Here is a 12,668-nt window from a genome sequence, read left to right on the forward strand (position 1 = left end):
GGGCTCGGTGGTGGGTGGGAGGGCGGCCAGGACGGTGTTGAGGACCTGGACGGCGCCGGGTTTGTCCAGGGGGTTGTTGCCGTTGCCGCACTTCGGGGACTGGACGCAGGACGGGCAGCCGGTCTCGCAGCCGCACGATGCGATCGCTGAGCGGGTCGCTTGCAGCCACTCGGCCGCGGTCGCGTAGGCCCGTTCGGCGAAGCCGGCGCCGCCGGGGTGGCCGTCGTAGACGAAGACCGTCGGGGCCTCGGTGTCCGGGTGGTTGGCCGTGGACAGGCCGCCGATGTCCCAGCGGTCGCACGTCGCGATCAGCGGGAGCAGGCCGATCCCGGCGTGTTCGGCGGCGTGCAGGGCGCCCGGCACGTCGGCCCACTCCACCCCGGCGGCCGCCAGGGCCTGCGGGGACACCGTGAACCAGACCGCGACGGTACGCAGTTCCCGCACCGGCAGGTCCAGCGGCTTCGTGTCGATCACCTCGCCGCTGCCCAGGCGTCGCCGCTGGTACGACACCACCTGGTTGGTCACGTCCACCTCGCCGAGGAACAGGCCGACCGGGCCGGCGTCCACGGACGAGCGCACCGACACCACCGACAGCTCCGTGACATCCCGTGCCTGGGTGGTCCAGTCCGGCTCCTCCTGGTGCACCAGCGCGATGGCGTCGTCCAGGTCCAGCTCGTCCACCAGGTACGTGACGCCCTGGTGCAGGTGGACCGCGCCCTCGTGCAGCATGGCGTGCGACGACCCCTGGTCGACCGTGCCGAGCAGCCGCCCGGTCGCCGCCTCCACCACCGAGACCGGAGCCCCGCCGGTGCCGCGCAGGTCCACGTCGGGCCGGCCGCGATGGGTCCAGTACCAGCCGGACGGCCGATGCCGCAGCACACCCTGCTCGACGAGTGTCCGGATCGCCTCCAGGGCCGGAGCGCCACCGAACAGTGCGAGATCATTCTCGGTCAGCGGGGCTTCGGAAGCGGCGCAGCAGAGTTGCGGGCCGAGAACGTACGGGTTGGCCGGGTCCAGCACGGTCGCCTCCACCGGCCGGCCGAACAGCGCCTCCGGGTGGTGCACCAGGTACGTGTCCAGCGGGTCGTCCCGGGCGATCAGCACCGCGAGGGCCTCCCCGCCGGCCCGTCCCGCCCGCCCGGCCTGCTGCCACAGCGACGCGCGGGTGCCCGGCCAGCCGCAGATCAGTACGGCGTCCAGCCCGGCCAGGTCGACGCCGAGCTCGAGCGCATTCGTCGAGGCCAGCCCGAGCAACTCGCCGGAGAGCAGCGCCCGTTCGATCCGGCGCCGGTCCTCGCGCAGGTAACCACCCCGGTACGCGGCGACCCGGTCGCCCAGCCCGGGCACCGCCTCGTCCAGGGAGCGCCGGGCGATCGTGGCGACCACCTCGGCGCCCCGCCGGGAGCGGATGAAGGCGAGCGTCCGGGTGCCGGCCACCACGGCGTCGGTGAGCAGATCCGCGGTCTCCCGCAACGCCGACCGCCGGATCAGCGGCTCTTCCCCAACGGGGGCGTCGAGGTCGGACGGGGAGGACGGCGGGAGCAGGGGCGGCTCCCAGAGCGCGAACGTCACCGGCCCACGCGGCGACGCGTCGTCGGTCACCGCGCTCACCGGCACCCCGGTCAGCCGGGACGCGCTGCCGGCCGGGTCACCGGAGGTCGCCGAGGCCAGGATGAACGTCGGTGAGCTGCCGTACCGGGCCGCTGTCCGTCGCAGCCGGCGCAGCACGTGCGCGACGTGCGAGCCGAAGACGCCGCGGTACGCGTGGCATTCGTCGATCACGACGTACGAAAGGCGGCGGAAGAAGACCGCCCACCTGGCGTGCCCGGGCAGCAGACTGTGGTGCAGCATGTCCGGGTTGGTGAGGACGAACCGGGCGTGCTGGCGGACCCATTCCCGCTCCTCGCGCGGGGTGTCGCCGTCCAGGGTGGCCGGGCGGACGCCGTCCAGGCCGAGCCGGGTCAGGCCGCGCAGCTGGTCGGCGGCGAGCGCCTTGGTCGGCGAGAGGTACAGCACGGTGGCCTTCGGATCGCCGGCCAGCGTGGTGAGCGCCGGGAGCTGGTAGGCCAGCGACTTGCCGGAGGCGGTCCCGGTGGCCAGCACGACGTGCGTACCCTGCCACGCGAGGGTGGCGGCGTCGGCCTGGTGGTCCCACGGTGCGGTGATTCCCTGTCGCACGAAGGCGTCACGCACTCCGGCGTCGGCCCACGACGGCCAGGCCGACACCCGGCCGGCGCGGGCGGTGACGTGTTCGATGTGGGTGATCGGCGACTGGGCCGCGGCACCGCTTCGGGCACGTAAGCGATGGAGCAGCTCAGCGGGGCCGGAAGCGGTGGCAGTCACGCCATGCACTCTGACACCGCAAAGGCGTCCCGCCCAAACAGCGGATGCGGTATGCGCCCGGCCCCAAAAGGGTAGGACGGTGGGTGCCACGCGTCGCCCGATGCCGGTCGGTGGTTAGATTCGCGGGGGAGATCAGGGAGGAGGACCGATGGAGCTGTCGCTGGCGACTCGTACCGTCGCTGAGCACACGGTGCTCGAAGTCGGTGGCGAGGTTGACGTTTACACCGCTCCTCGGCTGCGTGAGCGGTTGATCGAGCTGGTCGACGCCGGGGCTCGTGACGTGGTGGTCGATCTGGAGCGGGTCGAGTTCCTCGATTCCACCGGGCTCGGCGTGCTTGTCGGCGCGCTGAAACGACTACGCACCGCACAGGGCACGTTCGGCCTGGTGTGCGCGAAGGAACCACTTCTCAAAATTTTCCGGATCACCGCGCTGGATCAGGTGTTCCCGATTTTCCCCACGGTCGAGGCCGCCACCGAACGCACCGGCAGCGGTCCAGCTTCGTGATGGCGACTGTTCGGTTGTCCTTCTCCCCGGCTCCGGTGCACGTGCGCACCGCCCGGCTGGTCGGTGTCGCGGTGGCCCGGCGGGCCGGGGTCGACGAAGGCCTGCTGGACGAGGTGCGCCTGGCGATCGGTGAGGCCTGCACGCGTGCGGTGGCACTGCACCGCCAGTACGGCCTGGCCGACCTGGTCACGGTGGAGATGTCCGATTCGGGGTCGTACACCGTCCGGGTCATCGACCATGCTCCGATCGAGGCCAGCATCGGTCTCACCAAGCTGCCGCCGGACGAGCTGGCCGCCGAGTCGCTGACCGAGGACGCGCTCACCACCGGGGTGGGCTTCGCGCTGCTGGCCGGGTTCGTCGACGATCTGCAGGTGCGACCGGTCGAGGACGGGCCGGGCACCGAGGTCCGGATGGTCTGGCCGGTCACCCGACGCTGATCGTGCTCTGATCGTACGAAATAGATCTTTAAGGCCGCCCCCGAGGGCGGCCTTTTCGTTTCGGCGTGTGCGGCCCGAAGATCTCTGTTCCTGGCCCTATCCTCAATTCGGGCATTTCGCCCAATATCCGGAACCGGGTGCTGTCAACGCCCTGGCCAGGGAAAAGATCAACCCGCGCCGATATGTCCCGCCCGCCGGTCTAACACAGCGGTAAACATCATCGCGACACGGCCGGGTCGCCATGTGACGATCGCCACGCCAGACCTATACAGTACGCGAGTTGTCAGCTACTGCTGGTCCCGCGTCCGCGGGTCTGGTTGGTCGTCCCCGGCTCCCCGGGGAACGCGCCCACAGGTCACGTCCACCTGTCGGGTGCGGTCGGTGCGTGTAGGAGGACATTGATGTCCGGGACCTCGATAGACCTCGCCGCCGAGGGTGGCGGAGTGTCCCTGAGCGGATCCAACGTCACATTCGTCATCGTCGCGCTGGTGTTCGCCCTGATCGCTCTGGGCTTCGCCGCGATGTTCGTCCAGTCGGTGCTGCGCGCCGGCCGGGGTACCGCGAAGATGCAGGAGATCGCCGGCGCCGTGCAGGAAGGCGCGTCGGCATACCTGTTCCGGCAGTTCAAGACGCTCGCCGTGTTCGTGGTGATCGCGGTCGTGTTGCTGTTCCTGTTGCCGGTGCACGACACCGACAACGAGACCTGGGTGAAGATCGGGCGCTCGCTCTTCTTCGTCGTGGGCGCGGTGTTCAGCTCGTTCATCGGCGGTGCCGGGATGGCGCTGGCCACCCGGGCCAACCTGCGGGTCGCCGCGGCGGCCAGTGAGGCCGGCGGCCGGGAGACCGCGATGGGGATCGCGTTCCGCACCGGTGGTGTGGTCGGCTTCCTCACCGTGGGCCTGGGCCTGTTCGGCGGGGCGCTGGTGGTGCTGATCTTCTCCAGCGACGCGCCGACCGTGCTGGAAGGCTTCGGCTTCGGCGCCGCCCTGCTCGCGATGTTCATGCGGGTCGGTGGCGGCATCTTCACCAAGGCCGCGGACGTCGGCGCCGACCTGGTCGGCAAGGTGGAGAAGGGCATTCCCGAGGACGACCCGCGCAACGCCGCGACCATCGCCGACAACGTGGGCGACAACGTCGGCGACTGCGCCGGCATGGCCGCGGACCTGTTCGAGTCGTACGCGGTGACTCTGGTCGCCGCCCTGATCCTGGGCCAGGCCGCGTTCGGCCAGGACGGCCTGATCTTCCCGCTGATCGTGTCCACGGTCGGTGTGGTGATCGCGATCCTGGGTGTCTTCATCACCCGGCTGCGTCCGTCCGACCGCAACGGTCTGACCGCGATCAACCGGGCGTTCTACATCTCCGCGGCGGTCTCGGCGGTCGCGGTCGCCGTGGTCAGTTTCCTCTACCTGCCGAGCAGCTTCGCCGGGTTCAACGACGCCGGCATCGCGCCGGAGATCGTGGACAGCGGCCGCAACCCGCAGTGGGTGGCGATCGGCGCTGTCGTGATCGGCATCGTGCTGGCCGCCGCCATCCAGGCGCTGACCGGCTACTTCACCGAGACCACCCGGCGTCCGGTGCAGGACATCGGCAAGTCGTCGGCGACCGGCGCGGCCACCGTGGTGCTGGCCGGCATCAGTGTCGGCCTGGAGTCCGCGGTCTACTCGGCGCTGCTGATCGGCGCCGGCGTGTACGGCGCGTTCCTGCTCGGCGGCACCTCGATCACCCTGTCGCTGTTCGCGGTGGCGCTGGCCGGAACCGGTCTGCTCACCACGGTCGGCGTGATCGTGGCGATGGACACCTTCGGTCCCATCTCGGACAACGCGCAGGGCATCGCCGAGATGTCCGGTGACGTCGACGAGAAGGGCGCGCAGATCCTGACCGAGCTGGACGCCGTCGGCAACACCACCAAGGCGATCACCAAGGGCATCGCGATCGCCACCGCGGTGCTCGCCGCGACGGCGCTGTTCGGGTCGTACACGAACACCCTGGCCAGCTCGCTGGCCGAGGCCGGGATCGCCGGTGACCAGGTGCAGAACCAGATTCTGAACCTGCTCAACATCTCCAACCCGCGCAACCTGGTCGGCCTGCTGATCGGCGCCGCGGTGGTGTTCCTGTTCTCCGGTCTGGCGATCAACGCGGTGTCCCGTTCGGCGGGCGCGGTGGTCATGGAGGTCCGGCGGCAGTTCCGCGAGTTCCCCGGGATCATGGATTACACCCAGCGTCCCGAGTACGGCCGCGTCGTCGACATCTGCACCCGGGACGCGCAGCGTGAGCTGCTCACGCCGGGCCTGCTGGCGATCATGGCGCCGATCGCGGTCGGTTTCGGCCTGGGCGCGGGCGCGCTGGCCGCGTACCTGGCCGGTGCGATCGGCACCGGCACGCTGATGGCGGTCTTCCTGGCCAACTCCGGTGGAGCCTGGGACAACGCCAAGAAGCTCGTCGAGGACGGCGCGTACGGCGGCAAGGGTTCCGAGGCGCACGCCGCCACGGTCATCGGCGACACCGTCGGCGACCCATTCAAGGACACCGCGGGCCCGGCCATCAACCCGCTGCTCAAGGTGATGAACCTGGTCTCGCTGCTGATCGCCCCGGCCGTGGTGGCCTGGAGCATCGGCAACGAGGAGAACACCGCGCTGCGGGTGAGCATCGCGCTGGTGGCGTTCGCGATCGTCACTGCCGCGGTGATCTGGAGCAAGCGCAAGCCGATCTCCATGGGCGAGGACGCGGACACGGCGGTCGCCGCCGGTGCCGCGGACACCGCCAAGGCGGCGCAGGAAGCACAGCACGACGACGCCGCCGCCCAGTCCCGGATCAAGGACAACGTGGGCTGAGCGAGGTCTGTCCACAGGCGGGCACCCGGCGATTGCCGGGTGCCCGTCGGCGTTGCCGGTATCGAGGGAGAGAACTGCCCCCCATCGAGGCGTGTGGAGTGTCCTGCCGAGGCCGTACGCTGCTCCCATGCGCGCGGTCCGAACGATCTCTCTCGCTCTCGCCCTCGTGCTCGCAGCACCGCTCGCGGCCTGTTCCGCGGAGCATGGCGCGGATGCCTGGGCCGCCTCGGTGTGCACCGCGCTGGCGCCGTGGCGCAGCGAGATCAACACGTTGACCACCCGCACCCAGCAGCAGATGACCATGCGCACCACGCCCGGCCAGGCGAAGGAGAACCTGGCCCGGCTCTTCGACGGTGCCCGCGCCGCGAGCGAGACGGCCCGGGCCGGTGTGGAACGCGCCGGAGTGCCGGACGTCGACGGCGGCAAGGCCATCGCGGCGGCGTTCGTCGGCTCGCTGACCGGCATGCGCGACGCGTACGGCACCGCACACGACGGCATCGAGTCCCTGGCCACCACGCCGACCAGCACCTTCTACACCGAGGTCGACAAGGTCGTGACCCGGCTCAACACCGAGTACGAGAAGAGCGGCCTGGACACCTCGAAACTCGACTCGGTCGAGCTGAAGGAGGCCTTCGAGTCGCTGCCCGAGTGTCAATGACCGAGACCGGCTGGCCGCTGATCCCGCGGGAGGTGCTGCCCCCGCCGATCCCGGTGGAGCGGCGCACACCGCACCGGGACACGCCCGGCCGTTCCGGTGGCCGGCAGCTGTCGATGTTCGGCGCGGAGACCACCGAGCCGTCGCCCGCCGATCTCGCCGGTCTGCTGGCCGGGCCGGGTGTGCTCGGCCGGATGGGCGGCACGGCCCGGGTGTCGGTGGTGGTGGACGACGCGTGGCGGGTGCACGTCCTGGTGGCCGAGCTGGTGGCCCGGGGCCTGGCGGCGACGTGGGCGCCCGTTGTCGACACACCCGTCATCGAGGCACCCGTCGCACAGCCCGTCGTGACATCTCAAGATCAAGACCCGGAAGAGATCCTGGACACGCCCGAGCCGTCACCGCCGCCGCGATTCGAAGTGCGTACCGCGTACTCCCGGAGGTTGAACGCACTGGCGCGCGCCTGGCCGGACGCCGCGGCCCAGCTTTTCCTCTCCGGCCCGCGGCTGCGGCTCTGGGTGGCCGCCGCGGGCAGCCCCCGCCCGGGAGGCTTCCGGCTCGGCCTCGACCCGGCCAAGGACCCGCTCGCGGTGGACGCCACGCTGGTAAGAGCAGGTCTCGCCGGACGGGTGTCGGATGACGGACGGTCATATCTGATCGCCGGCCGGCGCCGGGTGGCGCGCCTCGCCGAGCTGGTCGGTGAGTGCCCCGAGGCCGCCCCGGCAGAACTTTGGCCAGGCAGCGCGACTGCGTGATCTTCCGGGATTGTGTCCGACATAACACCGTCGTCCCGGTGTACGGTGTCGCGGTCGGACGCATGCGGTGGCCGGACCGTTACCATCCGACTGCGGGTTCCCCGGGAATGAGGGCTCCTCCGGCGCGTTACGTTGAACATCTGTGCCTCGCCGGGCGGGCCGACGGGGAGCGCCGAGGATCTCGAAACTACTGGGAGTGCCGTGCCGAGTGAAGCCAGGACGATCCGTCTGGTCATCGTCGAGTCTCCGTCGAAGGCCAAGACGATCGCCGGTTATCTGGGGCCCGACTATCTGGTCGAGGCCTCCGTCGGCCATATCCGAGACTTGCCGAAGAACGCCGATGAGGTGCCGGCCAAGTACAAGGGCGAATCGTGGGCCCGCCTCGGCGTCGACGTCGACAACGGGTTCCACGCGCTCTACGTGGTCGCGGATAACCGCAAGCAGCAGGTGGCCAAACTGCAGAAACTGGCCAAAGAGGTGGACGAGATCTTCCTCGCCACCGATGAGGACCGCGAGGGCGAGGCCATCGCGTGGCACCTGATCGAGACGATCAAACCCAAGGTGCCGGTCAAACGGATGGTCTTCCACGAGATCACCAAGCCGGCCATCCAGGCCGCGGTCGCGAACCCGCGTGACATCGACCGTTCGCTGGTCGACGCGCAGGAGGCGCGCCGGATCCTGGACCGGCTGTACGGCTACGAGGTCAGCCCGGTCCTGTGGAAGAAGGTCATGCGTGGCCTCTCCGCCGGCCGCGTGCAGTCCGTCGCCACCCGGATCGTGGTCGAGCGCGAACGCCAGCGGATGGCGTTCCGTACCGCGGAGTACTGGGACATCCAGGCCCAGCTCGCGGTGCAGGGCCCGGTCGAGGGCGCACGTGCCTTCCAGGCCACGCTGATCGCGCTGGACGGCGACCGGATCGCCACCGGCAAGGACTTCGAGCCGACCACCGGTCAGCTCAAGCCGGGCGCCTCGGTGGTGCAGCTGGACGGCGACGGTGCCCGTGGGCTGGCCGCCCGTCTCGAGGACCGGCCGTTCACGGTCACCCGGGTCGAGGAGAAGCCGTACCGGCGCAAGCCGTACGCGCCGTTCATCACCTCGACGCTGCAGCAGGAAGCGTCCCGCAAGCTGCGGTCCTCCTCGAAGCAGACGATGCGTACCGCGCAGAGCCTGTACGAGAAGGGCTACATCACCTACATGCGTACGGACTCGGTGAACCTCTCCGAGACCGCCATCGCCGCGGCCCGCCGGCAGATCGCCGAGCTGTACGGTGCGAACAGCGTGCCGCCGCAGCCGCGCCGCTACACCACCAAGGCGAAGAACGCCCAGGAGGCGCACGAGGCGATCCGGCCCGCCGGTGACAACTTCCGCACGCCGGGCGAGATCGCCAAGGAGCTGAGCTCCGAGGAGTTCAAGCTCTACGAGCTGATCTGGCGCCGGACGGTCGCGTCGCAGATGACCGACGCGGTCGGCAACTCGGTGAGTGTCCGGATCCGGGCGATCTCGACGGCGAACGAGGAGGCCGACTTCGGTGCCTCCGGCAAGACGATCACCGACCCGGGCTTCCTCCGGGCGTACGTGGAGTCCTCCGACGACGCGGATGCCGAGGCCGAGGACGCCGAGCGTCGCCTGCCGAACCTGGTGAAGGACCAGCCGCTGACCGCCGACGAGCTGGCCGCGGTGGGTCACCACACCTCGCCGCCGGCCCGCTACACGGAGGCCTCGCTGGTCAAGGCGCTGGAGGAGCTGGGCATCGGCCGGCCGTCCACGTACTCGTCGATCATGCAGACCATCCAGGACCGCGGGTACGTCGAGAAGCGCGGCCAGGCGATGATCCCGTCGTTCCTGGCGTTCGCGGTGATCGGCCTGCTCGAGGGGCACTACCCGCGGCTGGTGGACTACAACTTCACCGCCGCGATGGAGGGCCAGCTCGACGACATCGCCTCCGGCGACCACACCCAGCTGGACTTCCTCACCGCCTTCTACTTCGGCACGCAGACCGGTGGCGTGGACGACGAGATCGCCCGGGCCGGTGGCCTGAAGAAGATGGTCACCGAGAATCTCAGCGCGATCGACGCCCGCGAGGTCAACTCGATCCCGCTCTTCACCGACGAGGAGAACCGCAAGGTCCTCGTCCGGGTCGGCAAGTTCGGGCCGTACCTGCAGCGCAAGGTGCCGCTGAACAGGCCGCTGGAGGAGGGCGAGGAGGAGCCGCCGGAGGACCGCGCGTCGATCCCCGAGGGTGTCGCCCCCGACGAGCTGACGCCGGAGAAGGTGGCCGAGCTCTTCCTGGCCGGCAACGGCGACCGTGCGCTCGGCGACGACCCGGGCACCGGCGAGCCGGTGACGGTCAAGTCCGGCCGCTACGGGGCGTATGTGCAGAGCGGCGAGCGCAGCTCGTCCCTGTTCAGCTTCCAGACGCCGCAGGAGCTCACGCTCGAGGAGGCGCTGCGGCTGCTGTCGCTGCCCCGGGTGGTCGGCAAGGACCCCGACGGCAACGAGATCATCGCGCGCAACGGGCGGTACGGGCCGTTCATCCAGCGGCTGAAGGACTCCCGCTCGCTGGAGAACGAGGAGCGGCTGTTCACCGTCACCCTGGACGAGGCGCTGGCCATGCTGGCCGAGCCGAAGCTCCGGGGCGCGCGGGGAGCGGCCAAGCCGCCGCTGCGTGAGCTGGGTGTCGACCCGGCGACCGAGAAGCCGATGGTGATCAAGGACGGCCGCTTCGGGCCGTACGTGACCGACGGCGAGACCAACGCGACGCTGCGACGCGGTCAGACGCCCGAGGAGATCACGGTCCAAGAGGCGATCGAGATGCTCGCCGAGAAGCGTGCCAAGGGACCGGTGAAGAAGACCGCCCGCAAGGCCGCGCCGAAGAAGGCGCCGGCCAAGGCCGCCACCGGCACCACGGCAGCGAAGAAGACCGCCGCCAAGAAGACAACGGCCGCCAAGAAGGCCACCCCGGCCAAGAAGGCGACGCCCGCTAAGAAGGCGACGCCGGCCAAGAAGACGACGACCGCGGCCCAGAAGGCCGCAGCCGCCGCAGAGTAACTAGCCCAAGACCCGGTCCAGGTAGTCATTCGTGAAGACCCGGGCCGGGTCCAGGCGGTTGCGCACCGCCACGAAGTCGTCGAATTTCGGGTACGCGGGGCGCAGGTCATCGGCCGTCCGATAGTGCAGCTTGCCCCAGTGCGGCCGGCCACCGAGCGGCTCGCAGAGTGCCTCCAGGGCCTTGAAGTACGGCTCGTACGGGCTGCCGAGGAACTGGTGCACCGCGATGTAGGCGGACTCCCGGCCGTACCCGTGTGACAGCCAGACGTCGTCCGGGCCGGTGAACCGCACCTCGACCGGGAAGAGCACCTTGAACGGCAGCGCCTCGATCAGCCGGGGCAGCGCGTCGATCACCTCGGGCAGGGCCTCGCGCGGGATCTCGTACTCCATCTCGGTGAAGCGGACCCGGCGGGAGCTGCAGAAGACGTGGTCGGAGCGGCCGGTGTAACTGCGCGCGGTGAGCGCCCGGGCGGCCATGGCGCTCATCCGCGGCACCGTTGCCGGCCACTTCTGCCCGATTTTGCAGAGACCCTCAAAAGCGGTGTTCGACAGAAACTCGTCGTCGAGCCAGCTGCGGAACTTCGGCAGCGGCCGGTCGTGCACGGTCACCCGATTGTTGATCTTCAGCTGGGCCCGGTCGGTGTACGGGTACCAGTAGAACTCCACGTGGTCGTTCGCCGGGATCCAGTCCACGAGGCCGGCCAGCACGTCGGCGAGCGGCATCGGCCTCTCGTCGGCGAGCAGGTTGAACGCCGGCACGCAGCGCAGGGTCACCTCGACCAGGACACCGAGCGCGCCCAGCCCGGCCCGGGCGGCGGGGAACTCCGGTGACTCCAGGTCGTACCGTCGGATCTTGCCGTCCGCGGTGACCATGGTGACCGCTTCCACGCAGGACGCCAGCGTGCCGTGCTTGATCCCGGTGCCGTGCGTGGCGGTGGAGATCGCACCGGCCACCGTCTGCAGGTCGATGTCGCCGAGGTTGGGCATGGCCAGGCCGTGCTGGGCCAGCACGGCGTTCAGAGTGGACAGCGGCATGCCGGCTTGCACGGTGACCAGGGGTCCGTCCACCGCGATCAGCTGATTCAGACGGTGCAGCAGCATCCGCTGGTCGTCGGCGACCGCGATGGCCGTGAACGAGTGCCCGCTCCCGACCGTCTTGATCCGTCGTCCGGCGTCGGCGGAGGCGGTGACCATGGCCGCCACCTCGTCGATGCTGCCAGGGCTGAGCACCTCCGCGACGGACTCCTGGTTGGTTCCCCAGTTGGTCCAGCGACGGGAGTTAACGGGTGTAGTCATTCCGGCTTTTGTCCTCCGTCCGAGGGGACACCACTACTTGGCGTCCCGTCGATGTGCCTCGCTCGTTGATCCGAGTAACGTTCGATTTATCACTGAGCTTTATTCGCGACTCACCTTGGTTCATCGCCGCGAATAGATCTCACTGCTGAGAGGGAGTGGCGACGCGTGTCGACACCAACCGTCAGCACCGGACCGCTGCGGCGGGTTCCGGTGCAGGGCAGAAGCGTTGCCCGGGTACAACGCATGCTCGACGCCTGCGCCGATCTGGTGGACCAGGTCGGCTACGAGGGCTTGACCACGACCCTTCTGGCCGAGCGGGCCGAGGTGGCCATCGGCTCGGTCTACCAGTTCTTCCCGGACAAGCGGGCCATCGTGCAAGCGCTGGCCCTGCGGAACATGGACGCCTACCTGCAGAGCCTCTCCGACCGTTTCGCGGCGGAGACGTTCACCCACTGGTGGGACGCGGTGGATGCGGCCATAGACGGTTACATTCACATGCACCGCAGCGTGCCGGGCTTCCGGACGCTGCACTTCGGCGACGTCGTCGACCTGCACCTGCTCGACGCGGAGCGGGACAACAACGCGGTCATCGCGGAACGCCTCGCCGAGCTGCTGATGGAGCAGTTCCAGCTGATGGACCGGGCGCGGATGCGCTTCGCCCTGCAGATCTCGGTGGAAGCCGCCGACGCGCTGATCAAGCTGGCGTTCCGGCGCGACCCGGCCGGCGACGAGGCGGTGCTCACCGAGTCGAAGGCGCTGATCCGGGAGTACCTCCACCGGCACGTCTCGGTGTAAGAACCG

9 protein-coding genes are annotated in these 12,668 nt (G+C 69.8%); 7 read left to right on the forward strand and 2 right to left on the reverse strand.

Features of this window, described 5'->3' with window-relative positions; genetic code table 11:
• Positions 1-2,352 (reverse strand): DEAD/DEAH box helicase (locus ADL15_RS19870; RefSeq protein WP_067693448.1); only part of this gene is annotated, 2,352 nt, incomplete at its 3' end.
• A 139-nt stretch (positions 2,353-2,491) separates the two neighbouring features.
• Between ADL15_RS19870 and ADL15_RS19875 the strand changes: the two genes are divergently transcribed.
• From ADL15_RS19875 to topA, 6 genes are all read left to right on the forward strand, one after another.
• Entirely contained in the window at positions 2,492-2,848 is a 357-nt protein-coding gene (locus ADL15_RS19875; protein WP_067693084.1) for an STAS domain-containing protein, read from the forward strand.
• Positions 2,845-3,285, forward strand: a complete 441-nt coding sequence (locus tag ADL15_RS19880) for an ATP-binding protein (RefSeq protein WP_067693086.1) — start codon at positions 2,845-2,847, stop codon at positions 3,283-3,285. The genes ADL15_RS19875 and ADL15_RS19880 overlap by 4 nt, the downstream gene beginning before the upstream one ends.
• 401 nt (positions 3,286-3,686) lie before the next feature.
• Positions 3,687-6,116 (forward strand): sodium-translocating pyrophosphatase, encoded by a 2,430-nt coding sequence (locus ADL15_RS19885; RefSeq protein ID WP_067693088.1) that lies wholly within the window; start codon positions 3,687-3,689, stop codon positions 6,114-6,116.
• Between the two features lie 127 nt (positions 6,117-6,243).
• Entirely contained in the window at positions 6,244-6,774 is a 531-nt protein-coding gene (locus tag ADL15_RS19890) for a hypothetical protein (RefSeq protein ID WP_083971480.1), read from the forward strand.
• Positions 6,771-7,523 (forward strand): hypothetical protein, encoded by a 753-nt coding sequence (locus ADL15_RS19895; RefSeq protein WP_157441474.1) that lies wholly within the window; start codon positions 6,771-6,773, stop codon positions 7,521-7,523. Before ADL15_RS19890 ends, ADL15_RS19895 begins: the two co-directional genes overlap by 4 nt.
• A 201-nt stretch (positions 7,524-7,724) precedes the next feature.
• A complete protein-coding gene (gene topA / locus ADL15_RS19900; protein WP_067693094.1) occupies positions 7,725-10,571 on the forward strand; it encodes a type I DNA topoisomerase in 2,847 nt (948 codons plus the stop codon).
• Here the strand turns inward: topA and ADL15_RS19905 are convergent, their stop codons facing one another.
• Entirely contained in the window at positions 10,572-11,867 is a 1,296-nt protein-coding gene (locus ADL15_RS19905) for a D-arabinono-1,4-lactone oxidase (protein ID WP_067693097.1), read from the reverse strand.
• A 165-nt stretch (positions 11,868-12,032) separates the two neighbouring features.
• Here ADL15_RS19905 and ADL15_RS19910 point away from each other — a divergent pair, with 165 nt between their 5' ends.
• On the forward strand, positions 12,033-12,662 hold the full coding sequence (locus ADL15_RS19910) for a TetR family transcriptional regulator (protein ID WP_067693100.1): 630 nt from the start codon (positions 12,033-12,035) through the stop codon (positions 12,660-12,662).
• The last annotated feature ends 6 nt before the right edge of the window (positions 12,663-12,668 follow it).

The organism is Actinoplanes awajinensis subsp. mycoplanecinus, from assembly GCF_001509495.1.
GTDB lineage: Bacteria > Actinomycetota > Actinomycetes > Mycobacteriales > Micromonosporaceae > Actinoplanes > Actinoplanes palleronii.

Bases quoted from the DNA above. Each gene is read 5' to 3' on its own strand.
- ADL15_RS19875 (WP_067693084.1), top strand. From the start codon at position 2,492: ATGGAGCTGTCGCTGGCGACTCGTACCGTCGCTGAGCACACGGTGCTC.
- ADL15_RS19885 (WP_067693088.1), top strand. From the start codon at position 3,687: ATGTCCGGGACCTCGATAGACCTCGCCGCCGAGGGTGGCGGAGTGTCC.
- ADL15_RS19890 (WP_083971480.1), top strand. From the start codon at position 6,244: ATGCGCGCGGTCCGAACGATCTCTCTCGCTCTCGCCCTCGTGCTCGCA.
- ADL15_RS19895 (WP_157441474.1), top strand. From the start codon at position 6,771: ATGACCGAGACCGGCTGGCCGCTGATCCCGCGGGAGGTGCTGCCCCCG.
- ADL15_RS19905 (WP_067693097.1), bottom strand. From the start codon at position 11,867: ATGACTACACCCGTTAACTCCCGTCGCTGGACCAACTGGGGAACCAAC.